Source organism: Maricaulis sp. ABE4_448, from assembly GCF_056160825.1.
Window position 1 is genome coordinate 567,509 of the sequence record NZ_JBSWXX010000001.1, and the last position, 24,972, is coordinate 592,480.

Genomic DNA, 24,972 nt, shown 5'->3' on the forward strand with positions numbered 1-24,972 from the left:
GACAGGCAAGGACCGGGCGAGATGCTGGCGGCGGGTTCGAGCGCGCTAGTAGTCGCGCCGCCAGCGGATCGCGACCGAGGCGTCGGTATCGGCAGACAGCCGCGATAGCACGCTGAGATCCGGGGTCAGCTGCCATTCGACCAGCGCCTGGCCAAGCGCCGATGTGCCGCCGGTCCCCAGTTCCACATAGACATTGTCGCCCAGCCGGACGCCGCCGGTCACGGCGATATTGCCATCGGAGTCGGTCGAGACCGACAGCCGGTCGATCCCGGCCAGATCGCGAAGCTGGCCGACAATGTTCAACAGGCTCTGCCCCGAAAGCTGCGCTGCCAGCTGGGCTGCCTCGAAGGCACCCAGCTCGCTCACCGATTCATCAAACAGCAGGCGAGACAGGATTTCGTCTTCCGGCAGGACGGGGTCGCTGCTCAGCGTGACGCCCGGGCTGCGCACTGGTCCCTCGATCCGAGCCGTTGCGGAGAAGCCCGTGCGTTCGTGGGTCGCGGTCAGATCGACGCGGGCATCTTCCGGAGCGCCGTCGAAACGGACCTCGCCGGCTTCCAGACGGAAGCGGCGGTTGAAGACAAAGGCGGTGCCGTCGAGCAGTATGGCCTGGCCGCGCAGTTCCGGCTTGCCGACGGCGCCGCTGGCGTTGAGGTCGAGTCCCCACTCGGACGAGAAGGTTGAGGCAGTGATGTAGATGTTCCGGTCAGCCTCGACGGAATAATCGAGCCGCATCGGCAGCACATTGCGCGAATAGCTCTGCCGGCCCTTGGGCAGGTTGATCTCCTGCACGTCGATTTCCGGGATCGAGGCCGCACCGTTTATCGAGGGGCGGATACGGGCGCGGTCGACATTGGTGGCACCGGAGATAAGCAGGCCGCGGGCGTCGAGCGAAAGATTGGCATTACCGGTCGCCTGGATCGTCATGTCGTCGCGGCGCGCCGCCTGGAAGCGGTCGAATTCGAGTTCGGCTTCGCCCCGGGGGCCCTCGGTCGGCAGACGCAGGACGCCGGAACCCGTCAGCCGCCCGCTCTCGCCGTCGCTGGCCGACAGTTCGGTCAGTTCCAGACCGCTGCCATCGAAGGTGGCGGCGAGTTCCAGGTCGCGGATCGTGGCGCCGGTCGCGGTGGCTGTTACCTGACCGCCGGAGAGCTGTAGCCGGCCCGCAAGCTCCGGCGCGCCGCGGACACCGGCGAGGTCGACCTCGGCCACCAGCTCGCCTCCATCGATACGCGCGTCCGGCGGCACGAGGAGAGCGGCGAGGTCGGCGATATCGCCGCGAAGGCGCAACCGGCCGGAGATCGGGCTGCCATCTTCGCCGGCCAGCATGGCCAGACGGGGTGTGGGACCCTCGCGCACGAGTGCGGCATTGCCGGACAGATCGTCTCCGGTCAACGTCATCTCGATACGGGCATCCTCGGCGACGTCGAGGACGAGATCTGCGTCGACGGGTTGTGCGCTGTCGGCCGCGAGGGCTGCAAGATCGTCAATGCCCAGCTCGGCGCCGCCTTGCCAGAGGCCGTCGATGCGTTCCAGCCGGACCTCGCCGGACAACATACCCGCCGCCGGCGGGAAGGCCGTGATATCGGCGATGACGGCCACGGGCAGTCCGGCAATTCCGGCATCCAGTTCTGCCTGGCCGCCGGTGCGGGCATAGCGCCAGGATAGCGTTCCGTCGCCGATCGTGGTGGCACCGCCGGCGCGGTAATCGCCATTGGCGTAGTCGAGCGTGACCGGCTCGGCCGTGCGGATGCGGTGAATGCTCCAGCGGCCTGACGGGCTGAGGCTCAGCGACACGGTGCCGTCCTCGCCGATGCCCAGACGTCCGGCTGCATTGAGGGTCAGCGGGCTGCGCAGGCGTCCGGTTGCCGTCGTCCGCACCGCCATGTCCGACAAGGGACCGTCCAACCGGAGCGTCGCCTCGGCGAGGTGGCCGCCGGAGAACGAGTGGCCGGATACGATGAGTTCGGCATCCAGAACACCGTCGCGCAGCGCCTCCGGTGAGGCGGAATAGCGAATGCTGGACCGCGCCCGATCGCCCAGCTCCATGTCAAAAGCGGCATAGAGCCGCTGCGTCGTCTGCTCGGCCGAGGCCGAGATCCGGAAGGGGCCGATCAGGCTTTCATCGATATGCGCCGACCAGGTGTCGCCGGCATGAGTGACGGCACCGGTCATGCGCACCGGCTTATCGTTGCGCGTCGCTTCCAGGATCCAGTCGGCCGACAGCGCGCCGTCCTGCCAGACGGTCTCGATTGCGAGATTGGGTTCGTTGACCGTGAGCTGGCCGGCGGTAATGGCATTGCTGCGCGTTGCCGTACGGATCTCGATACGTCCGTTTTCGGCAGCGTTGACGCGGAAGGCTGTGGCCAGGGCACCGTCGATCTCAGCGGCCTCGACCGGCAGCTGGCCGGACAGGGCAAGATCGCCTTCTGCTGCCCAGCCCTCGCCGCGTGTCTGTCCCCGGCCGGAAAGGTCCACACCGCTGGCGCGGGCACGGATATCGCGCATCTGCCAGCCATCGTCAGTGCGCGCGACGGTGAGTTCACCCTCAAGGCCCCGCAGCAGGTCGGCATAGGCCGGATCCCAGACAACAGACGCTGCGTCGATGGTCAGGTGTGCACTCTGCCAGGATTGTGCGTTCAGGGTTAGACCGGCCGGGCCCGATGCGCGCGAAGTGAGGCGGGCAATGTCGTTGATCGCCAGCGCCGCATCCAGCGAGGGGTCGTCTTCGCCAAGTGGGTAGCGACCGGAGGCGTCGAGGTGCACATGGTCCGTCTCGACGGCCAGGTGATCGATTTCCAGCGCCCGGGCTTGTCCGTCCCAGGTGCCGGCAAAATCCAGCGTCGCCGTGTCACCGATCAGGGGAGCGGCCTGTTCGATGGCCAGATGCGGCGATTGCAGGTCCAGCCGACTCTCGATCATGTAATGTCCATCACGGCGCACCACCGTGACAGGCCCGGAGATGTGTTCCGCCGTGACATAGTCGACGGCCAGCGCTTCTGCGGTGAACTCACCGTCCAGCCGCAATCCACCGCCGGTCTCGACCCGGCCGGACCAGCGTGCAGTACGGGCGGCCACGCGGCCGGAGGTGAGGGCGGCGATCGTGCCGGCGCCGGCCCGGGCGCTGATCGTCCAGGCGTTCTCACCGGCCGGGGCGAGGGTCGCAGTGCCGCTGCTGGTTTCGGCTTCCAGCCGGGTGAAGGTGAAACCGGACTCGCGGCTGCCTTCGGCGACAATGTCGGCGTCTCCTGCCAGGTCGCGATAGCTTTCAGGAACCACGCCCCAGCCCTCGACATCGACCCGGCCTTCAGCGCGCCAGTCGTCTTGCGTCCAGCTGATCCGGATCCGTGCCATCTCCTGATCGCCGGCGCGAAGGACGACATCGCCTTCACCCGCATCACCATCGCCCGCGATCTCGCCTTCGGCGTGGATCGCCCGCCCGGACAGGCGCAGCAGGCTGGCGAGTGGTCCGTCGGCTGCACCGAAGGCCTCCAGCGTGCCAGCGATGCCATTGCCATCGATCCGCAGGTCGGCGGCAAGACGGTCGCCCTCGGCGTCGATGCGTTCGGCGTCCAGATGCAGCCGGGCTCCATCGCCTGCACCGGCCTCGGCCGAGGCATCGATACACAGGCGTGAGGCCGGGCCGGCCACGCCTTCGGCCAGGTCCAGTTCCGACACTGTCAGCTCGCCCAGGATGAGGGCAGGCAGGTCGGGCAGGCCGCCATCGCTGTCCGGCGTGTTCTCGCGCCCGCCCGGCCGCCGCAACACCTCGACCCGGGCGGCGCTGACGCGTTGGATGCGATAGGGCTTGAACAAGAGGCTCGAGGCCTGCCAGTCGAGGCTGATGTCTTCGGCCGTCAGCCAGATGCCATCGGCGTCTGCGAGCGTCAGCCGGTCCAAATGCAGTCGGGACAGCGGATCGCCGGACAGGCCTTCGATCGCGATTGTCTGGCCGCCGATCTCCCGGCCGTCCAGCTGGCTTGTCAGCAGCCAGCGCCCCGGCGCACCGCCTGCCGCCAGGCGCAGTCCGGCCAGCAGCGTGGCCAGGATCACGATCGTGATCGCGCTCCAGCGCAGGACGCGGATTATGACCTGGCGCGCTGTCATGGATCAGAAGGCCTGGCCGAGGCTGAAATAGATCTGAACGGGATCCTCGCCATCACGCCGGTCGAGCGGTGTGGCAATGTCGACCCGCACCGGGGCAAAGTCGAAGTAATAGCGCACGCCCACGCCGACCGCGGCGCGCAGATTGGAAAGGTCAGGCTGGCGGTCGCTGGAGGCCATGGCGGAGTCGACAAAGCCGACCACCCCCCAACGCTCGCGTACACGCCAGCGCAGCTCGGCGCTCGTCTCGACCACGGAAATCCCGCCGAAGGGCGTCCCGTCCGACGCCTGGGGGCTGAGAGACTGATAGTCGAAGCCGCGCGCGGAACCGCCGCCGCCGGCATAGAAGCGCTGGTCGGCCGGCATGGCCGTTGCCGATGCGCCGAAAACGGATCCGACCCGCATGCGCAAGGCCGCCACGGTGGTGTCGCTGAGGCGATAGTAGGTACTGGCACGCCCTTCCAGACGCACATACTGGCAGTTGCAATCGCCGAGCGTCGTCGCGGGTGTGACCTGGACCATGCCATAGATGCCGCTGTCCGGATCGAGCGGGTCCGGACGGGAATCATAGCCGGCGACCAGATCGACGGCGGCCGTGATGACGTCGCGTTCGCCGACGGCGTCGGTGACACGCGACCAATCGATATGGGGCCCGATCCCGTAGGTCCGCCGGCCATCGCGCCGCGTAACTTCCACACCGATCTCGGCTTCTTCCTGCTGGTAGGCGTCGGTGTCCTCGCTGACGAGACCGGCATGCAGGCGCAGTGTCTGGTCGAACCGGCGCCAATGCGGACGCGACACGCTGGCCAGCAGAGACTGGTTCAACGTGGCGATTCCCGCCGACAGGGTCAGGGTTTCGTCATTGCCGCGCAGATTGCGCCGTATCCAGCTGACATTGCCGCCGCCGCCCTCGCTGGTGGAATAGCTCAGCCCGGTTTCGATGGAATGCCGGGCCGAAGGCGTAAGCTCGACATCGACCGGCCGGTTGCCGTCTTCGCCCACCGGACCCAGCGTGATGTCGGCGGCGCCGACGCTGTCCAGTTCTGTCAGGCGCCTCTGGTATTCCAGTATCTCTTCGCGGTTGGCCGGCTCTCCGGTCGTGAAGGGTGACATGCGCGCGATGAATTGCGGGTTCCACGGGCCGGTATCGCGCTCGATCTCGCCATAGGTCGACCAGGCTCCCGGCGCATAGCGGAAGGTGACCCGGCCCTCTTCGGTGGCGTGGTCGACCACTACGCGCCGCTCCTCGATCCGGGCGTCGGGCCAGCCGGAGTTGTGCAGGGCGACGAGACCCTGCGCTTCGGCGTCGATGACAGACTGGGCTCGCAGGGGCGTTCCGGTTTCGAGGCCGAGCGCGTCCTCGGCTGTCGCGCGGGCGTCCGCATCCTCACCGGTTTCGGCGGCAATCGCTGCGAGGGTAAAAACCGGACCGGGCGCGATCCGGACAAGGGCCTCCTGTTGCGGGCCGATCACCGGTTCCAGCGTGGCGGCGTAATAGCCGCGCGAGCGCAGCAGCCGGCGGGCGCGGTCGGCCGCGGTCCTTGCATCTCTCAGGGCACTCGAAACGCCGCCGGTCTGCGCTTCGCGCTCGCCTATCGCGGTTTCCAGCGCCGCCCGCAGGGACGCATCCGACACACCCTCGATCCGGGCCAGCGGATCGGCGAGGGCCGGACCGGTTACCAGCAATGCCAGGACGGGTACGAGTTTGAAGGTCACGCTATATCACCAAGGGCAATTGCCTTGGTTCTATAGAACCTGCCCGGGGCTGTCGTCCCCATCCTGCGACATTAAAAGCCTGTCAGACGGCACGGCTGTGCGTCTGGCTGGCAGGCTGGAAGCCGGGATCGATGCGTGCCGCGATGTTGCGCACATACGGCAGACCGGCCGGTGTCACCTTGAGGTGGCCGTCTTCCAGACGGGCCAGACCGTCGGCAATGACGCCGTCCAGCGCGTCCGGGTCGAACAGGTCGCCATCCAGCGGAATGCCGAAGGTGCACAGGAGCTGCATGATGCGACCGCCAATCCGGCCTTCGCGCCAGGATCGGGCAACGCCGCGCACGATGGCCGAGCCATCAGACGCCATCGCCTCGGCATAGCGGGCCGGATCGGGGGTGTTCTGGGCATAGCCCTGCGGCGCTTCGGAGATCGAGGAAGCGCCGAAGCCGATCAGGATGTCGTAGGGATCGTCGGTATAGCCTTGGAAATTCCGGCGTAGAGATCCGTCGCGTGCGGCCCGGGCAAGCGGGTCTTCCGGCCGGGCGAAATGGTCGAAACCTATTGCCGAATAGCCGGCGCTGGCGAGTGTCTGAGCGGCGGCGAGCATCTGGTCGAACCGGGCCTGGGCGCCCGGAAGCCGGTCTTCGGGGATGGCACGCTGGTGCTTCTTGAACCAGGGCACGTGGGCATAGCCGAACACAGAGACGCGGTCGGCATCCATTTCCGCTACGGCGCGGGCTGTCGCCTTGACGCGTTCGATCGTCTGGGCGGGCAGGCCGTACATGACGTCCATGTTGATCCGGGAGATGCCCGCGCTGCGCAGTGCCCGCACGGCCGCTTCCACCTGTTCGCGCGGCTGGATGCGGTGGATCAGGGTCTGCACTTCCTCGGACAGGTCCTGCACGCCCAGGCTGGCGCGGGTCACGCCGCTCGCAGCGAGCGCCTCGCACAGACGGCTGTCCAGGCCCCGCGGGTCCAGCTCGACGGCAATTTCCGCGTCAGCCGCGAAATCGTATCGGGCACGCAGGGCATCCATCACGGCGCCAAAGCGGGCCGGCGACAGCATGTCCGGCGAGCCGCCGCCGAAATGCACGTGATGCACCCTGCCGCCCGCGGGTGCCGGACGGGTTGCGATCTCTGTCAGCAGGGCTTCGAGGTAGCGCTCGATCCGGCTGTCGCGATTGGGCACGGTCGTGTTGCAGCCGCAATACCAGCACATCGAGCGGCAGAACGGGATGTGGACATAGAGCGAAAGCACCGGATCGGCAGGCGTTTCCGACATCCATCCCGCCCAGGCGCCGCCGCAGATCCCGTCATTGAACTGGGTTGCCGGCGGATACGACGTGTAGCGCGGCACGGCTTCCAGGGCATAGCCGGGCAGGAAAACGGGGGAAGGGAGGGTGTCGGTCATGGCGGGAACGTAATCATGTGACTATTTTTGCGGACATTACGTCCCGTGCCGCGACCTTGCTATGCGCCCAAAGCGCGCAGGCCGGGGCACCGAAAGTTTTCGCGCAGGCGATTGTGTCAGGGGTAACATTGCTGTTGTGGATACTCCCCGGACGCACACCGCAAACCCCGGAAGGCAGCATGGCCGAACTCGTCCCCGTTGAACCGTTCGATATCGTCGTCTTCGGCACTACGGGCGATCTTGCCCTGCGCAAGCTGATCCCGGCGCTGTTCCATCGCTGGTGCGACGGCCAGATCACGGCGGATTCACGGATCATCGCGGCGTCCCGGGAGCCGATGAGCGATGACGCTTTCCGCGGTGTTGCGGCCCGGCACATTTTCGAGCGTGATCCCACGGATGCGCGCCGCAAGGCCTGGTCGGAGTTTACCGAGCGCATGCGCTATGTTGCCGTTGATGCCAGCGGGCAGGGTGAAGACTGGGCTGACCTGAAAGCGGCACTGGATCCCGACGAGGACAAGATCCGGCTCTACTATCTTGCCCTCCCGCCTTCCACCTACGGCCAGGCCTGTGCGGGGCTTGCCGCCCAGTCGCTGAATACGCCGAATGCCCGGATCGTGCTGGAAAAGCCGATCGGGACAGATTTCCACTCCGCCCGCAGGATTAACGACCAGGTCGGCGAAGTTTTCCGGGAAAACAATATCTTCCGGATCGACCATTATCTGGGCAAGGAAACCGTTCAGAACCTGCTGATCCTGCGCTTCGCCAACTACCTGTTCGAGCCGATCTGGAATGCCAACGGCATCGATCACGTCCAGATCACCGTCGCGGAATCGCTGGGGGCGGGCGAGCGGGCCGGCTATTATGACCGCTCCGGTGCTCTGCGCGACATGGTGCAGAACCATCTGCTCCAGCTGGCATGCCTGGTGGCGATGGAGCCGCCGGCCTCGCTGGATCCGGACGCGGTGCGCACGGAAAAGCTGAAAGTCCTCAAGGCGCTGCATCCCATCACCGCAGCCAATTTGTCGAATGATGTTGTGCGCGGCCAGTATCAGGCCGGCGCTGTGGCCGGTAGCCCGGTTCCCGGCTATGCCGACGAGGTCGGCTCGGACACGGGAACCGAGACGTTTGTGGCGATCCGTGCCCAGCTGAAAAACTGGCGCTGGGCAGGCGTGCCCTTCTACATGCGGACCGGCAAGCGCATGGCGTCCCGGCGGTCGGAGATCATCGTCCAGTTCAAGCCCGTGCCCCACGATGTGGTGGGTGCTGTCGACGGCGTGTTGCACCCCAACCGCCTGGTGATCCGCCTGCAGCCGGACGAGGGCGTCAAGCTGATGCTGATGACCAAGGATCCCGGCCCCGGCGGTCTGCGCCTGCGTTATGTGCCACTGAACCTGTCCTATGCCGAGCAGTTCGAGGCCAATTACCCCGACGCCTATGAGCGCCTCCTGATGGCGGTCGTGCGGGGTAATCTCGGCCTGTTCATGCGGCGCGACGAGGTCGAGGCAGCTTGGCGCTGGGTCGACGGGATCATCCGCGCCTGGGACGAGGGCCAGGCCAAGCTGTACGGCTATCAGGCCGGCACGGACGGGCCGACGCAGGCGGCCTTGCTGCTCGCCCGCGAGGATAGGGAGTGGTTCGATGCCATCCGGCACTGACGCACCGCTCCACCCTGTGCAGCGCCATGCCGGGGTCGACGCGATGACCGGCGATCTGGCGGGGCGGGTGGCGGCGGTGCTGGATGCTGCGATCCGGGCGCGCGGATCGGCCGTGCTGGCGGTGTCCGGCGGCTCCACACCGGCGCCGCTCTATCACGCCTTGTCGCAGCTGGACATCGACTGGGCCCGGGTGACTGTGTTGCTGGTTGATGAACGCTGGGTTGAACCGGGCGAAGCGGGATCGAATGAGGGCTTCGTTCGTGAGACACTCCTCACGGGCAGGGCGGCAGACGCTCGCTTCATCGGTCTGAAAACCCCCGACCCGTCGCCCTTCGATGCGGCGGCCGGACTGGCCATGCGGGTGCGGGACGCGGGCAGGATCGATCTGGCTGTGCTGGGCATGGGGAGCGATGGCCATACAGCCTCCTGGTTCCCCCGTGCCCGGGGGCTGGAGGCGGCGCTGTCCACTGAAGGTCCGCCGGTTGCCGCAATCGAGGCCCGGCCCAGCGCCGTGACCGGCGATCACCTGCTGCGTATGACGCTGACCCGTGCGGCGTTGAAGCAGGCGCAGCATCTGATGTTGCTGATACGCGGCAAGGACAAGCTGGCGGCGCTGGAGGCCGCGCGTGCGCCAGGACCGGTGGAAGACATGCCGGTTCGCGCCTTGCTGCGCGATGCGGCCCTGCCGCTGACTATCCACTGGACCGACTGAAACACCACCTACGCTAACGGATGCGACACATGGCTCAACGTCTCAATTCCACGCTCGAAACGGTCACCGACCGTATCCGCCGCCGAAGCGAGCCGAGCCGGTCGGCCTATCTCGAGCAGATGCGCGCGGCGGGCCGGGACGGGCGGCACCGGGCCGTTTTGTCCTGTGGCAATCTTGCCCATGGTTTCGCGGCATGCCCCGGCGGCGACAAACAGGCCCTCAAGGCGGGCGACAGCATCAATGTCGGCATCGTAACGGCCTATAATGACATGCTCTCGGCGCACCAGCCTTTCGAGCGCTTCCCCGGCATCATCAAGGCCGCCCTGAATGAGGTCGGCGCTGTCGGCCAGGTGGCAGGCGGCGTGCCGGCCATGTGTGACGGCGTGACCCAGGGCCAGCCGGGAATGGAGCTGTCGCTGTTCAGCCGCGATGCGATCGCGATGGCGACCGCGATCGCCCTGTCGCACAACATGTTCGACGCGGCGCTGTGTCTGGGTGTGTGCGACAAGATCGTTCCGGGCCTGTTGATCGGCGCACTGCGCTTCGGCCATCTGCCGGTGGTGTTCGTCCCGGCTGGCCCGATGCGCTCCGGCCTTCCCAATCCGGAGAAAGCGCGTGTCCGCCAGCTCTATGCGGAAGGGAAGGTCGGCCGGGATGCGCTGCTGGATGCGGAGAGCAAAAGCTATCATTCGCCGGGCACGTGCACTTTTTACGGCACGGCGAACTCCAACCAGATGCTGATGGAGATCATTGGGCTGCATGTTCCCGGCGCTGCTTTCATCAATCCGGACGATCCGTTGCGCGACCTCATGACGGCGGAGGCCGCGCGCCGGGCGGTGGCTATTGTTCCCGATGGTGCCGAGCCTGCTCCCCTGGCCGAGATCGTCGATGCGCGGGCCATCGCGAACGCTATTGTCGGCTTGCACGCCACAGGCGGCTCGACCAACCACACCATCCATCTGATTGCGATCGCCCGGGCGGCGGGCCTGCTTGTCGACTGGTCGGATTTCCACGACCTTGCCGGGGTGACGCCGCTGCTGTGCCGCGTCTATCCGAACGGGCCGGCAGATGTGAACCATTTTCATGCGGCCGGCGGGCTGGGCTTCGTCATCCGCGAGCTTCTCGATGCCGGACTGCTGCACGAGGACGTGCTGACGGTCAGCGGTCGCGGGCTGCGTCGTTATGCGAGCGAGCCGTTCGAAAGCGAGGCCGGGGCGACCTGGCGTCCGGCTGTGGTACAGAGCGCGAATACAGACGTCGTCCGCCCTGTCGCCGAGCCCTTCTCGGCCGATGGCGGGCTAAGAGTGCTTGACGGGGATCTGGGCCGGGCCGTGATCAAGATCTCGGCCGTGAAGCCGGAGCATCATCTTGTCGAGGCCCCGGCAATCGTCTTCGAGAGCCAGGACGACTTCATCGCCCGGTTCAAGGCCGGTGAGCTCGATCGCGACTTTGTTGCCGTGCTTCGCTTCCAGGGGCCGCGGGCCAATGGCATGCCGGAATTGCACCGGCTGACTCCGGCGCTTGGTGCGCTGCAAGATCGCGGCTTTCACGTCGCTTTGGTGACCGACGGTCGCATGTCCGGCGCGTCGGGCAAGGTGCCGGCTGCGATCCATGTCAGTCCGGAGGCGGCGCTGGGCGGCGCGATTGCACGGGTGCGCGATGGTGACATCGTGCGCGTCGATGCGGTCGCTGGCCGGCTGACGGTCACTGCCGAAGGCTTCGTCACGCGATCGCCGGCCCTTGCTCCGGCCGCTGTGCAGACCGGCATGGGACGCGAACTCTTCACAGGCTTCCGTCAGCTATGCAGTCCGGCCGAAGAGGGCGCGCTTTCCATACCGGGCCTCGCAGAGGCGGCAGGGGAGCGGGCTCCGGGAACGGTGTAGAAAAAACGGTTTTTTGCAGAAGGCGTGATCTCAATCACGTATGTCGCTGACGCGAAGTTGCTATTCGGAACATGCCGCTTGAAAGAGTGGCCCCAAACTCCTCTCCGTCGGAGGTCCACCTGCGCCGGGGATCCGGTGGGGCGCGAATCCTTGCCCGATGCGAAGCCCCAACTTCGCAATTCGCTCCCCACCACCCCCCCGCTCCGCACCCCGGAGAGCCGGCCGAAGGCCGTGCTGGAGGCCCGGACCGGCTTGTTTGGGATGCGGGAAAACCTCTCTCCCCACGGTTGCTTGTCCCCGCCAATCGCCCAATGATGGTGTGTCCGAAAAGGGGAGCAGGGGCATGTCCGGAGACAACCGCTATCGGGCGTTTATCAGCTACAGCCATGCCGATCAGGCCTGGGCGCGTCGGCTTCACCGCGCGCTCGAAACCTATCGCGTTCCAACCCGTCTTGTCGGACAGGAAACGCGCAAGGGCGATGTGCCGCGGCGTCTGTCGCCGATTTTCCGCGATCGCGACGATCTGTCTGCCTCGGGCGACCTGTCTGCCTCCGTGCGTGACGCTCTGGCGCGATCCGATACGCTGATCGTCATCTGCTCGCCGACCGCGGCAGGCTCGCGCTGGGTCAATGAGGAGATCCGGGTCTTCCGCGAACTCAATCCCGCGGGGGATGTACTCGCCGCGATCCTGTCAGGCGAGCCGGATGCGATTGCCGCGGGCCGGCCGGCCGACCAGGAGTGTTTCCCGCCGAACATGAGGGCGCCGGACGGTCTGGTGGCCGAACCGGTCGCCGCCGACTTCCGCCGGTCCGGCGATGGCTGGCGCATGGCGCTACTGAAACTTGTGGCGGGGCTGATCGATGTCCGGCTCGATCAGCTGATCCAGCGGGACCTGCAACGCCGCCAGCGCCGCGTGACGGTGATCACAGGCGCGGCCATTGCTTTGTCTCTTACCATGTCGACGCTGACTTTTTTCGCGATCTCGGCCCGATCCGAAGCCGAACGTCGCAAGGCGGAGGCAGAGGATTTGATTGAATTCATGCTGAGCGATCTGCGCGCCAAACTCGAACCGGTCGGGCGCCTCGACGTGCTTGATGCCGTCGGTGAGAAGGTGATCGCGTATTATGACGAGCGCGACCCGCGTCAGATGTCGTCCGACGAGCTGGGCCGGCGCGCCCGGGCCTTCCACCTCTTGGGCGAGATCGATTCCGACGAGGGCGATCTTGAGAGCGCGTACCGTCATTTTAATACAGCCTACGAAGCAACCAGCCGCATCCTTGCGGTCGACCCGTCTTCGCCGGCGCGCATATATGAACATGCACAGAGTGCCTTCTGGGCCGGGTATTTTGCATGGCGGCGCAGCGATCTGGATACGGCGGAGGCCCGTTTCATCGAGTATCGCGACCTGTCGCGCCAGCTGCTCGCGGACGAGCCGGAAAATCTGGAATGGCAGGCCGAGGCGGCCTACGCTCATTCGAATCTCGGCACGGTCTATATCGGTCATGAACGTCTGCGCGACGCCCAGAGCGAATTCCGCCAGGCGCTGGAGCTGTTCCGGTCGATCGCGGACGAGGCGCCGGATTCCGAGGCAGCCCTGATCGACCTGGCCGATGCCTGGGGCTGGATGGCCTATGTCGCTGAACCGCTTGACGGCCGGGACGCCGCCATGGAGGCGCTGCGTGAACAGATCCGCATCTATGACGAGCAGCTGGGCGGTGGCGCCGATAACTGGACGATCCGCCGCGACACGATGACCGCTGAATATGCGCTCGCGCGCCTGCACGTCGCTGAAGGGCGCGCGGCAAGCCGGTCGGATATCGAAGCCGCGCTCGAGATCCTCATTCCGGCATCGCATGAGGCCGATGCGCTTGTCGCGCACGACCCGGCAAACCTGCAATGGCGGCTGGTCGTCATTCGTCAGCGGCTGTGGCTGTCCGATGCGCAATTGCTGGCCGGCGATCTCGATGCGGCCCGTGAGGCCTATCTCGATGCATCGGCCTATATGACGCATCCCTCCTGGATTTCCGCCGAAGGGGATGTGTTTGACGACACGCGTCTGCATGCATCGCTTATGGAGGCGCGCATTCTGGCGGGGCTGGGTGATGTCGATGCAGCCAGCCTGGCGCTGCAGCACCTTCTGTCGGAGCTGGAGCAGATCGATGACTGGCAGAACCGGCTGAGCAAGGGGACCTACCTCTATGCCGCTGTTTCCAACACGCTGGCCGAGCTCCTCGATCAGCGGGGGGAAGACGGTGAAGCGGCGCGTGTGCGCGAAGCGATGGTGAACCGGCTCACGCCGGTGATTACGCGGGTTCCCGCCGACACGCGGGCAGAATACGACAGGGCTCGAGCTATTCTGCGACGAGAGCGCATCAGTGCCGAATGATTGGTGACATTAGAGCGGAGACATGCGCTCTGGTGGGGAGATGTGACCACCCGAAACGGGCAAGCAAGGGGAAATCATGAGCACGATCGACGCAAACTGGCTGGACGGCAGCCAGACGCAATCCGGTTTGACCGACGCATGCGCCATGGCTGTGGGCGTGACCCAGATCAGCCTGATCGCCAAGGCAACTGACGGATTTCTCGTTGTGCAGGGCAGCGATGCCGGGCGCGAGAATTTCGACGACGCCGATATCTCGGCGATCTTTGTCACCTTTGCCGATACAGTCGCCCAGTTCCCGCTGGCCGACACGACGACGATTCGCACCGCTGTGCTCTCGGCGCTGGCCGGGCAATGGACAGCGAGCGCGACCATGGGCACCAGCCCCTTCGACGAAACGGTTGAAGCCCCCGCGCGTCTCATCTTCCATGTGCAGATACCGGGATGGGGTTTCGAGCCTGCCCGTATCAAGTTCAAGTCTGAAGTGCCGGCCGGCGAATTCTGCGGCCTCGCATGGCTGATGCTCAACGGCGCGACGTGCGAACCCTACAGTTTCGAGTTCTTTGCCAGCTGTGCTCAGGCCGGGGAGTATGACTACTCCCTCTTCATCAAGGCCTCGCAGGACGCGGGCAACCAGTCGACACGCGTGATTATCGACCCCAAGATCAAGGTCATTCCCTGAGTGAAACCGCCCGGCCGCCGGGCCGGGACGGGCAAGACCGAATGACGCGACGCGACGACATTGCCGACCGGTTCAAGCAGGGCGACCTGGCACGGGCGTATGATCTGTGCCTGGACGCCCTGCGTCACCGGCCTGACGATCTTTGGTTGCGCCACCGGGCTGTCCTTTGCCTCATTCGCTCCGGTGCCCTGGAGCGTGCCGAGCGGGACTTTTATCGTTTCCGCCTCGCCGAAGCGCGCCACAACGAGGACTGTCTGGCTCTCGGTGCACGCCTTCTCAAGGCCATGGCCTTCGAGGCCAGCGCGGACGACTTTCCAAAACTTGCGCGATCAGCCGCCGATCGATACGCCGCGGTCTTCGGCCAGACCGGCGGTCACTATCCCGGTATCAATGCAGCCACCATGGCTTTGCTGGCCGGCGAGCGCGAGCGTTCGGTCGATCTTGCGCGCCGCGTTCTGGAAAGTTGCCGCTCCGGTCTGCCGCTGGATCCGGAAGCCGCCTATTACCAGAAAGCCTCCGAGGCCGAAGCCCATCTGCTGCTCGCCCAGCCCGGCGCGGCCAATATGGCGCTGCGGTCGGCAATTGCGTGCGATCGCGAAAACTATCTCGCTCACGCCACGACCCTGCGCCAGCTGCGTCTGATCGTTGCGGCGCTGGATATGCCCGATGCCTGGCTCGATGCGCTCGAGCCCCCGCGCCCGGCGCATTATGCTGGTCACCTCTTCCGTTCGGGAGCGGGGGAAGGGCGTGTCTCGCCCGATCGCGAAGTGCGGCTCAAGACCAGCATCGCCACCTTGCTGGAGCGCGAAAATATCGGTCCCCTGCACGGGGCGCTTGCGGCAGGTTCCGACATCCTGGTTGCCGAGGCGGGACTGGCGGCTGGATGTGCTCTGACCGTGGTGTTGCCGGTACCGATTGCCGTTTTCATCGACGCATCCGTACGCCCCTATGGGCAGGCCTGGGTGCGCCGGTGCGAGGTGTGTCTGGAAGCGGCTGCAGATATCGTGGAAGTGACGACCGATCGCCGGATCCTGTCCGAGTTCAATCTCAACCATGCGAGTGCGGTTGCCATGGGCATGGCGCGGATGCGGGCATCGGTGCTGGCCAGCACACCCGTTCAGTTGCTTGTCTTCGATGGCGAATCCGGTCGGACCGAATCCGGCACGGCTCGAGATGCCGCGGTCTGGCGGCAGTCCGGACTGCCGCAGCATATTCTTCGCTTCGAGCGTAGCGTGCGGCCGGCCTCGCTGCCGGTCATTGCCGAGGATGCCGCGAGTGGCGGTTTCGACCTCGTTATTCGGGCCATGCTCTTCCTCGACATTCGCGGATCCACCTCAGTCCCTGACGATCGCATACCCGCCTTTGTACAGAAGGTTCTTGGCCGGCTTGCGGAAGTTTGCGAGAGCGGACCTGACCGCCCGCTCTACACCGACAGCTGGGGGGATGGCCTTTTCCTCGTCTTCGGCAGCGTCGCGGAAGCGGCACGTGCGGCCGTCGGTCTGCGCCGCGCGTTTGATGCCATCGATCTGGATGCGCTGGACCTGCCGCCCGGTCTCGGACTGCGGATTGGCGGCCATTGCGGGCCGGTTCAGGAGGGTATGGACCCGGTACAGAAACGGACCGCCCCATTTGGCGGCCAGGTGGCCGTTGCCTCACGGATTGAGTCGGTGACGGTGCCCGGATCGATCTTCGTCAGCGAAGCCTTCGCCGCACTTCTGTCGATGTCGCGGCCGGCCGAGTTTCGGTGTGAATATGTCGGACGCACCGAGATCGATCCGCTATTGCCGATGACCCGCCTCTACGCGCTGCGCAGCGTCGCGCCCGGCTCTCCGGCATCGGGCGAAATCCGGACGTCAGCTCGAACCGAGCATGCGGCTCAGCAAATCGGGATCGAGCAGTTCGAATGACCGGTTGTTACGTTTAAGCAGGCCGCGACGTTCCAGGTCGTTCACGGTGCGGGATGTGGTTTCGCGTGTGGTGTTAACGCGGCGGGCCAGTTCGGTCATGGAGGGGGCGACCTGGATGGTGCGGCTGTTCCCGGCCTTGTCCGACGGCTCGGACATGCGCAGCAATTCCGCATAGATGCGGCCCGGCGCTGACAGTGAAGACAACTCGAACATGCGCTGTGTGGTGTGATGGATACGAGTCGCGAGGATGCGGCACAGGGCCAGACCGATACTGCCATGCCTGCGCAACAGGTCGAAGAATTGCGCACCTGTCAGCGCCGCGATGCGGCACGGTGTCTCGGCCACGATTTCCGAGGTTCGCGGTTTGCCGGTAAGCGCCGCGAGTTCACCGAAGATGGCGCCGGGACCGAACCAGTCCAGCCAGATCTCCTGACCGTTCTCGGACAGCAATACCACACGGACAGATCCCTCCAGCAGGATGAAGACGTGATCCTCGTCCTCTTCCTGGGCGATAATCGTGGTGCCAACCTCGACATGACGGATTTCGGATACCGCGATCAATGCCTCGCGGGCCCCCGGCTCGGGAATGTCGAGCGAGTCCAGGGCTATGGTCCAAGCCTCGTCCTGCTCCATCCGCATTTCTCCGAATCGATCCCGCACGTCTGAAAAGGATAGTCGGTACTTGCCCCGAAAACCAAGGCTCGGCGCGGGAGAAAGTACCGAACAAACGGGATTTGTCGCCAAGCGTGTGCTGAAGCGGTAGCGTTGGGTAAACAGTGTTCAGGGGGAGGTTCGAGCATGGTGTGCAAACGGGCGATGATGATGGTCATGGCCGCTCTTCTTGTCGTGACGGCGTGCTCCGGGCCATCGCCACAGCAAGCAGTGGAGATTCCAGCAGACGAGGCTGACGCGGACGGGGCCTTCCCGGCAACCGATGCGACCGGCCGTCTGAACGCAGAGAACGCGAGCGATCCCGCCCTGACAGACGATGAAGACTGGGCGCTGGTCCGGCGCGGTTTCGTTGCGCGCGACGACGATCTGGACATCCGCGACGCTGACGGGCGCTCGATCTGGCGGCCTGCTGATTATGATTTTCTCGACGCGGACGACACGCCGGATACGGTTCATCCCAGCCTCTGGCGGCAGGCCCGCCTGAACGCCGAGCACGGGCTTTATGAGGTCGTTCCGGGCATCTACCAGGTCCGGGGCTATGACCTGGCCAATATGTCCATTGTCGAGGGCGAGACCGGACGGATCATCATCGATCCGCTGACAACGGTCGAGACGGCGCAGGCGGCGCTGGCGCTCGTCGAGCGCGAGCTCGGTGCGCGGCCTGTATCCGCTGTCATCCTGACGCACAGCCATATCGACCATTTCGGCGGCGTCGAGGCGATCGAAGGCGCGCAGGGAGAAGGGGGCGTCCCCGTCATCGCACCAGCCGGCTTTCTGGAAGAGGCCGTGAGCGAGAATGTCATGGCGGGTGTCGTAATGGCCCGGCGTGCAGGTTACATGTATGGCACGCATCTGCCGCGTACAGCGCGCGGACATGTCGGTTCGGGCCTTGGCAAACATCCCGCATTGGGCCGCCATACGATCGCCGAGCCTGATATCATCATCGACCAGACCGGCCAGACGCTGGAGATCGACGGGGTGCGAATGGAATTCCAGTACGCACCGGACACCGAAGCCCCGGCCGAGCTGACGGTGTTCTTCCCGGACTTCCAGGCGTGGTGCGGTGCCGAACTCGTCTCGCGCAACCTGCACAATCTCTACACATTGCGGGGTGCCCAAGTGCGCGACGCACTGGCCTGGTCGGCAGGGATAGAGGACGCCCGCCGCATCTTCGGCGGACGGGCGGACGTGGTCTTCAACAGCCATCACTGGCCCGTCTGGGGCGCAGAGCAAGTCGATGACTTCCTCATCGCCCAGCGCGATATCTACAAATACATCCACGACCAGACCCTGCGGCTGGCCGCTCGCGGCCTCGGTCCGGACGAGATCGCCGAGACGATTGTCTTGCCGGACACGCTCGCCGACCGGTTCGCCGTGCGCGGATATTATGGCACGCTGCGGCACAATTCGCGCGCTGTCTATCAACGCTATTTCGGCTGGTATGACGGCGTTCCGGCCAATCTCGATCCTCTGCCCAGAAGGCAGGCAGCCCGGCGATATGTTGACCTGCTGGGAGGCGCTGAGGCTGTCGTGGTGGCGGCGGAGGCCGCGTTTTCTGACGGTGATTATCGCTGGTCCGCCGAACTTGCCCAGCATGCGGTCTATGCGTATCCGGGCAATGAAGCGGCGGCGGTCATCCTGGCGCGTAGCTATGAGCAGCTGGGCTATCGCGCAGAATCGGCGCCCTGGCGGGATGTCTATCTGTCAGCAGCCCGTGAACTGCGGCACGGCATTCCGCAGACAGACGCGGTGCGGGCATCGGAAGGTATTCTGGACGCGATCCCGCTCGACATGTTTTTCGCGGCGATGGCTACGCGGATCGACGGGCCGCGCGCTGCCCGCAATGATCGCGTGTTCAACTTCGTCTTCACGGACGTTGACGAGACACACGTCATCGAATTGTCCAACGGGGTCATGCTCCATCATCGCGGGGATGTCCGGCCGGATGCGGATGCGACGGTCGAGCTGACCCGCACCTTCTGGATGCGCCTGCTGCAACAGGAGGCTGGCTTGCTCGACATGCTCGCCTCGCAGGAGTTTGCCATTCGTGGCGACCGGCGCGCGCTTCTGGGCTTCTTTGCCTTGCTGGAACAGCCCGATCCGGATTTTCCGATCGTTACCGGGCGGCCCGATGCGCGTTGAAGCTTTTGCGTTGCGACGAAAACCTGATTAATTGCCGGGACAAAGGACATGAGGGGTATGGCGATGCGTGCACTGGCGGCAGCAATTCTGGCGGCGCTTTTCGGAACCATCGGGGCGGGGGCGCAAACGGCGCCGCTGACGGTCCAGTATGATGATGGCATTCCCAGCATCATGTCCGAATATGGCTATGAATTCGGGGCCGAGATCACGCCGCCGGCCGAGGCCGTCGACTATCTCTACACACTCGCCGAAGCGTCGCCCGACCGGATGCGCGTTGTCGAGTATGCCCGCAGCTGGGAAGGCCGCCCGCTCGTCTATGCCGTGATTGCGCGTCCCGAGACGATGGAGCGGCTCGATGCGATCCAGTCCGGCCTGCAACAGCTTGCGGATCCGGCAGGCCTGAACGCGGCGGACCGGGATCGTCTGATCGCCGACCTGCCGGCTGTCGTCTGGTTATCCTATGGCGTGCATGGCGACGAAATCTCGCCGACCGATGCTGGTCTGCGCATGGCCTATCACCTGCTTGCGGCGCGCGGCGACGACGTGGTCGACACAATCCTCGACAATACGATCGTCATCATCGATCCGACCCAGAACCCGGACGGCCGCAACCGTTTCGTCCAGTCCTTCCGCGCAGCGCGGGGACTGTCGCCCAGCGAAGACCGGTTCACAGCCGAGCATGATCAGCCCTGGCCCGGCGGCCGGTTCAATCACTATCTCTTCGATCTCAACCGCGACTGGTTTGCCCGTACCCAGCCGGAAACGCGCGGACGGGTCGATGCCATCCTGGACTGGCGGCCCGTCGTGGTGGTGGACGCCCACGAGATGGGGGGCGACAGCAGCTATTTCTTCGCGCCATCGGCCGAACCCTTCAATCCAAACATTGTCGATAGCCAGCGCGTCGCCCAAGAGCTGATCGGCCGCAATCATGGCGAATGGTTCGATCGTCTGGGCTATGACTACTATACCCGGGAAGTCTTCGACGCTTTCTATCCCGGCTATGGCGACATGTGGCCGACCCTGCAGGGCGCCATCGCGATGACCTATGAACAGGCCTCGGCCCGTGGCCTGGAGTGGCGCCGCAGGGACGGTTCGCTCCTGACTTATGCCGACGGCGTCGACCGTAACTTCATCGCCAGCCTGTCGACAGCCCAGGTCGTGGCCGTGAACCGCGAGCGTTTCCTGCGCGATTTCATGGCGTTCCGGGACAGTGCTTCAACGAGCGCTGACGCGCCGCAAGCTGTGCTTCTGGATATCGCCTCCAATCGCTGGGGCGCCGAGCGCATGGCGCGAAACCTGGCAGCCCAGGATATTGCCGTGTCACGCCTGGCGCCGGGTGCGTCGGCCTGTGGCGCAAGTTTCGAGGCGGGCGCCTTCCTCGTCCGCTTCGACCAGGCCTCAGGCCGTCTCGCCCGCACCCTGATGGAAGCAACCACGGATCTGCCCGCCGATTTCGTGCGTGAGCAGGAGCGCCGCCGCAGCGAAGGTCTGGGGCATGAGCTCTACGACGTGACCGCGTGGTCCCTGCCGCTGATGGGTAATGTGGATGCTGTCGAATGCCGCCGCACACCGGCGGTCGACGCCCAGCCGGTCAACGCCGAAATGCCGATCGAGCGGATCGCCGGCGGCGGTTCGGCCGATTGGGGCTATGTCATCCCCTGGAGCGATGCCGGTCAGGCCTATCTGGTGGCGGCGCTGGCCCAGGAAAGTGTGCCGATGCGTACGACGAATGCTAGCTTCCGCATCGGGGATATCACCTACCCGCGGGGCAGTGTTGTCGTGCCGCGTCATTCCGCGCCGGACGATCTTGACAATCTGATCACGCGGCTCGCCGCAGAGATCGGCGCGCGTTTTCACGGCATGTCCAGCAGCTGGGTGGATGACGGCCCCAATCCCGGTTCGGACAATTTTTATCCGGTGCGCGCGCCACGGGTGGCGATGGTCTGGGGTGACGGCGTCGATCCGACCTCGGCCGGCGCGACCCGCTATGTCCTGGAACGCCGCTTTGGCATTCCGGTTGCGGTCATTCGCACAGGCACGATCAGCCGGGCCAATCTCGACAATTACGATGTCCTGATCCTGCCCGAGCAGCGCTGGGGGCAACTTGGCGCAGAGCTGGGCAATGGCGGCCGGACGGCGATCCAGGGCTTTGCCCGCGGTGGTGGCGTCATTGTTGGCCTGGGCGACGCAACCCGCTGGCTGGCGGACAGCGAGGTGGCGATGATGCCGGCCCAGCGCGAGCGAGCAGCTGATTCTCCGCGTGAGGCGTCGGCCAGCGGCGAGGTGATCGACGGGCGGGTCCTGGCGAACCGGGAAGAATTGCGCGCCAGCGAGACGGCCTCGGGCGCCATGCCTGATTCCTCGCCGGGGGCCTTGGTTCGCGTCGAGGCCAATCCCGATGTGTGGATGTCGGCGGGTTATGACCGCGGGGCAGCAGCGCTTGTGACCGGATCGGACATTTATGCGCCCGTCGAGATGGACGATGCCGATACCGCGCTGCGCTTTGCCGGTCCGGACGAGCTCGTCGCTGGCGGGTATCTGTGGGCCGATTATGCCGAACAGCTGGCCTACAAGCCTTTCGTCCTGTCGCGCAGCTATGGCAGCGGCCAGGTCGTGGTGTTCACGCAGTCACCGACCACCCGGGCTTATCTCGACGGTCTGGACTTGCTGCTGCTCAACGCTGTGATCCTGGGCCCGTCGCGCTCGCGCGCCTTCCGCTGAACCGGTGGTCATGACGTCTCCGGGCTTGCCCGGGGGCGTCATGCTGGTTGGCAGCTAGCCCTCACCTTCGATCTCCTCGCGCAGGGCTTCCAGTTCCAGCCACTGTTCTTCCTTCGCATCGCGTTCGGCGAGGGCGTCGGCCAGCTGCTGGGAAACCTGGGCGAAGCGCGCGCTGTCGGCAAACAGCGCCGGGTCGCTCATCTGCGCTTCGAGCTTGGCGATGGTTTCGCCCAGCGCATCGATCTCGCCGGGCAGGCGTTCCAGCGCATAGCGGTCCTTATTCGCCATGCGCCGCTTTTCCTGTTTGGGAGGCGCTGGTTGCGATTTTGGCGATGTAGCGGATGCCGGCTTGGTGGCGGTTACATTACCTGTGCGGTCGTCCGGCGAGACGCCACGGCCGCGCTGGGTGAGCATGTCGGAATAGCCGCCGGCATATTCGCGCCAGCGCCCGTCGCCCTCCGATACGATCACACTCGTGCAGACCCGGTCGAGAAAGTCGCGATCGTGCGAGACCAGGAAGACGGTTCCGGCATAGTCGTCGATCAGTCCCTGCAGGAGATCGAGCGTTTCCAGGTCGAGATCGTTCGTCGGCTCGTCGAGCACCAGCAGGTTGGAGGGCAGGGCCAGGGCGCGGGCCAGCATCAGCCGCGCCTTCTCGCCGCCCGACAGCACGCGCAGCGGCGTGTTGGCCTGTTCCGGCGGGAAAAGGAAGTCCTTCATATAGGCCATGACGTGCTTGGTCTTGCCGGCCACCTCGACCTGGCTGCCACCGCCCTGGGTCAGCGCTTCAGACACGGTCCAGTCGTCCTTGAGAGCCAGGCGCTTCTGGTCGAGGCTGGCGATTTCCAGCTTGGTGCCCAGGCGCACCTCACCCTCATCGGGTGCTAGCTGTCCGGTGAGGATGTTGAGCAGCGTGGTCTTGCCGGCGCCATTGGGACCGACCAGGCCGATCCGTGCCTTCCGGGCGATCTTGGTGGAGAAGTCCTTCACGATCGACCGGCCGCCAAAACCGATCGAGACATGTTTGGCTTCGGCGACCAGCTTGCCGGAATCCTGGGCCTGGCTGGCTTCCAGCTTGACCTGGCCCTGCGGCCCGCGATGGGTCGCGCGCTGGCGCTTGAGATCCTGCAGGTCGGCGAGACGGCGCACATTGCGCTTGCGGCGCGCCGTGACGCCATAGCGCAGCCAGTCTTCCTCGCGCACGATCTTGCGGTCGAGCTTGTGCAGTTCTTCCTGCTCCTGCTCGAACACCTCGTCGCGCCAGGCCTCAAAGGCGCCGAAGCCTTTTTCCAGCAGGCGCGTCCGGCCGCGGTCGAGCCACAGCGTCTTGCGGGTCAGGGTTTCCAGGAAACGCCGGTCGTGGCTGATCAGCACCAGGGCAGAACGGCAGGCCGCCAGCTCGCCTTCCAGCCATTCAATGACGGGCAGGTCGAGATGGTTGGTCGGCTCGTCGAGCATCAGGATGTCGGGATCCGGCGCGAGCGCTCTGGCCAGTGCCGCACGACGGGCTTCGCCGCCCGAGATTACGTCGGGTTTTTCCTCGCCCGTCAGGCCGAGCTGCTCGAGCAGATAATCGGCGCGATAGTCCATATCGCCCGGGGCCAGCCCGGCCACGACATAGTCCCGCACCGTCGCGAAACCGGTCAGGTCCGGGGCCTGCTCAAGATAGCGAATGGTGGCGCCGGGATGCACGAAGCGGTCACCGCCATCGGCTTCGACCAGTCCGGCGGCGACCTTCATCAGGGTGGACTTGCCCGAACCGTTCCGGCCAACGAGGCAAAGTCTTTCGCCTTCGCCGACCTGCATGTCGGCGCCGTCGAGCAATGGCGTGACGCCAAAGGTGAGATGAATGCCCTGCAGGGTGAGAAGCGGTGGTGCCATGCGCCGACGCATACAATTGCGCGGGCCTGTCGTCACGGGTTTCCGGCACTCAGCGCACCAAGGGGGGACAAGACGAATAACCGTCCCTCTGGTGGGGTTTCTGTACAAAGGCTCATTTGTGCGCGAACCGGGACAAGCTTAGTCTTGCCCCAATTTTGCCATTTTCAGGGGAGGCGGCCCGCAAGGGGCGTGACGGGACATGCTGGAAATCAACAATCTCACCAAGACTTATGCGGGTGGCGTGCGCGCCATGGACGGCGTGACGCTGAACATTCCCAAGGGCATGTTCGGTCTGCTCGGCCCAAATGGCGCCGGCAAGTCGACGCTGATGCGCACGCTGGCGACGCTGCAGGCGCCGGACAGCGGTTCGGCTACGTTTGACGGTATCGATATCGTGCGTGAGCCCAAGGCGCTGCGCTCTGTTCTGGGCTATCTGCCGCAGGATTTCGGCGTCTATCCGCGCATGTCAGCCCGCGCCATGCTGGATCATCTGGCCGTGCTCAAGGGCATTTCCAACGGCAAGGAGCGCAAACAGGTCGTCGAGGCCCTGCTGGAGCAGACCAATCTCACCCAGCACGCCGGCAAGTCGGTGGCCAGCTATTCCGGCGGCATGCGTCAGCGTTTCGGCATTGCCCAGGCGCTGCTCGGTGATCCGAAACTCATCATCGTCGACGAACCGACGGCCGGTCTCGACCCCGAGGAGCGCAACCGTTTCCACAATCTCCTGTCCGAAATCGGCGAGAATGTTGTCGTCATCCTGTCGACCCACATCGTCGAGGATGTCGCCGATCTATGCCCGGCTATGGCGATCATGAATGGCGGCAAGATTGTCGCCCAGGGCGCTCCGGCGGAGCTGATTGCCCAGCTGAACGGCAAGGTCTGGGCGAAGACGGTGGCCAAGGGTGAGCTTCCGGCTGTCCGCTCCCGTCTCAATGTGATTTCCGAACGCCTGACGATGGGCCAGGTTCTGGTACGGGTCCTGTCGGACACCGATCCGGGCGAAGGTTTCGAAGCCGCGACGCCGGATCTCGAGGATGTCTATTTCGCCACCATCACCGACGGCCGCCGGGCCGCCAACGCTGCATAAGCGGCGCGAGGGAGGC

At 65.4% G+C, this 24,972-nt stretch carries 14 protein-coding genes; 9 read left to right on the forward strand and 5 right to left on the reverse strand.

The window, feature by feature from the left end; all coding sequences use genetic code 11:
* Nucleotides 1-45: 45 nt before the first annotated feature.
* The 3 genes from ACXAJV_RS02775 to hemN all read right to left on the reverse strand — a co-directional run bounded on the left by ACXAJV_RS02775 (nucleotide 46) and on the right by hemN (nucleotide 7,231).
* The gene (locus tag ACXAJV_RS02775; RefSeq protein ID WP_475081673.1) at nucleotides 46-4,107 is read right to left on the reverse strand and encodes a translocation/assembly module TamB domain-containing protein; all 4,062 of its coding nucleotides are present in this window, start codon (nucleotides 4,105-4,107) and stop codon (nucleotides 46-48) included.
* Between the two features lie 3 nt (nucleotides 4,108-4,110).
* The gene (locus tag ACXAJV_RS02780) at nucleotides 4,111-5,820 is read right to left on the reverse strand and encodes an autotransporter assembly complex protein TamA (protein WP_475081675.1); all 1,710 of its coding nucleotides are present in this window, start codon (nucleotides 5,818-5,820) and stop codon (nucleotides 4,111-4,113) included.
* A gap of 82 nt (nucleotides 5,821-5,902) precedes the next feature.
* Nucleotides 5,903-7,231 carry an oxygen-independent coproporphyrinogen III oxidase gene (hemN, locus tag ACXAJV_RS02785; protein WP_475081677.1) on the reverse strand — a complete coding sequence of 443 codons (1,329 nt, stop codon included), beginning with the start codon at nucleotides 7,229-7,231 and terminating at the stop codon, nucleotides 5,903-5,905.
* A 179-nt stretch (nucleotides 7,232-7,410) separates the two neighbouring features.
* Between hemN and zwf the strand changes: the two genes are divergently transcribed.
* The 6 genes from zwf to ACXAJV_RS02815 all read left to right on the forward strand — a co-directional run bounded on the left by zwf (nucleotide 7,411) and on the right by ACXAJV_RS02815 (nucleotide 16,453).
* Entirely contained in the window at nucleotides 7,411-8,886 is a 1,476-nt protein-coding gene (gene zwf / locus ACXAJV_RS02790) for a glucose-6-phosphate dehydrogenase (protein ID WP_475081680.1), read from the forward strand.
* Nucleotides 8,870-9,598 carry a 6-phosphogluconolactonase gene (pgl, locus tag ACXAJV_RS02795; protein WP_475081683.1) on the forward strand — a complete coding sequence of 243 codons (729 nt, stop codon included), beginning with the start codon at nucleotides 8,870-8,872 and terminating at the stop codon, nucleotides 9,596-9,598. The genes zwf and pgl overlap by 17 nt, the downstream gene beginning before the upstream one ends.
* A gap of 29 nt (nucleotides 9,599-9,627) precedes the next feature.
* Nucleotides 9,628-11,481 carry a phosphogluconate dehydratase gene (gene edd, locus ACXAJV_RS02800; RefSeq protein WP_475081686.1) on the forward strand — a complete coding sequence of 618 codons (1,854 nt, stop codon included), beginning with the start codon at nucleotides 9,628-9,630 and terminating at the stop codon, nucleotides 11,479-11,481.
* A gap of 343 nt (nucleotides 11,482-11,824) precedes the next feature.
* A complete protein-coding gene (locus ACXAJV_RS02805) occupies nucleotides 11,825-13,867 on the forward strand; it encodes a TIR domain-containing protein (RefSeq protein WP_475081688.1) in 2,043 nt (680 codons plus the stop codon).
* 76 nt (nucleotides 13,868-13,943) lie between these two features.
* Complete coding sequence (locus ACXAJV_RS02810; RefSeq protein ID WP_475081691.1) at nucleotides 13,944-14,546, forward strand: hypothetical protein; 603 nt, start codon at nucleotides 13,944-13,946, stop codon at nucleotides 14,544-14,546.
* A gap of 41 nt (nucleotides 14,547-14,587) precedes the next feature.
* Nucleotides 14,588-16,453, forward strand: a complete 1,866-nt coding sequence (locus ACXAJV_RS02815) for an adenylate/guanylate cyclase domain-containing protein (protein ID WP_475081694.1) — start codon at nucleotides 14,588-14,590, stop codon at nucleotides 16,451-16,453.
* Here the strand turns inward: ACXAJV_RS02815 and ACXAJV_RS02820 are convergent.
* On the reverse strand, nucleotides 16,400-17,086 hold the full coding sequence (locus ACXAJV_RS02820) for a Crp/Fnr family transcriptional regulator (protein ID WP_475081697.1): 687 nt from the start codon (nucleotides 17,084-17,086) through the stop codon (nucleotides 16,400-16,402). The two genes, ACXAJV_RS02815 and ACXAJV_RS02820, sit on opposite strands and share 54 nt — an antisense overlap.
* A gap of 165 nt (nucleotides 17,087-17,251) precedes the next feature.
* Between ACXAJV_RS02820 and ACXAJV_RS02825 the strand changes: the two genes are divergently transcribed.
* Together ACXAJV_RS02825 and ACXAJV_RS02830 are read left to right on the forward strand one after the other, a co-directional pair.
* Nucleotides 17,252-19,267 (forward strand): alkyl/aryl-sulfatase, encoded by a 2,016-nt coding sequence (locus ACXAJV_RS02825; protein WP_475081698.1) that lies wholly within the window; start codon nucleotides 17,252-17,254, stop codon nucleotides 19,265-19,267.
* Nucleotides 19,268-19,324: 57 nt separating this feature from the next.
* Entirely contained in the window at nucleotides 19,325-21,988 is a 2,664-nt protein-coding gene (locus ACXAJV_RS02830; RefSeq protein WP_475081701.1) for a M14 family metallopeptidase, read from the forward strand.
* 54 nt (nucleotides 21,989-22,042) lie between these two features.
* On the opposite strand, the gene ACXAJV_RS02835 is transcribed toward ACXAJV_RS02830, so the two are convergent.
* Nucleotides 22,043-23,869: an ABC-F family ATP-binding cassette domain-containing protein gene (locus ACXAJV_RS02835; protein WP_475081704.1), complete on the reverse strand. Its 1,827-nt coding sequence runs from the start codon at nucleotides 23,867-23,869 to the stop codon at nucleotides 22,043-22,045.
* Nucleotides 23,870-24,068: 199 nt separating this feature from the next.
* Here ACXAJV_RS02835 and ACXAJV_RS02840 point away from each other — a divergent pair, with 199 nt between their 5' ends.
* Nucleotides 24,069-24,956 carry an ABC transporter ATP-binding protein gene (locus tag ACXAJV_RS02840; protein WP_475081705.1) on the forward strand — a complete coding sequence of 296 codons (888 nt, stop codon included), beginning with the start codon at nucleotides 24,069-24,071 and terminating at the stop codon, nucleotides 24,954-24,956.
* Nucleotides 24,957-24,972: the final 16 nt, after the last annotated feature.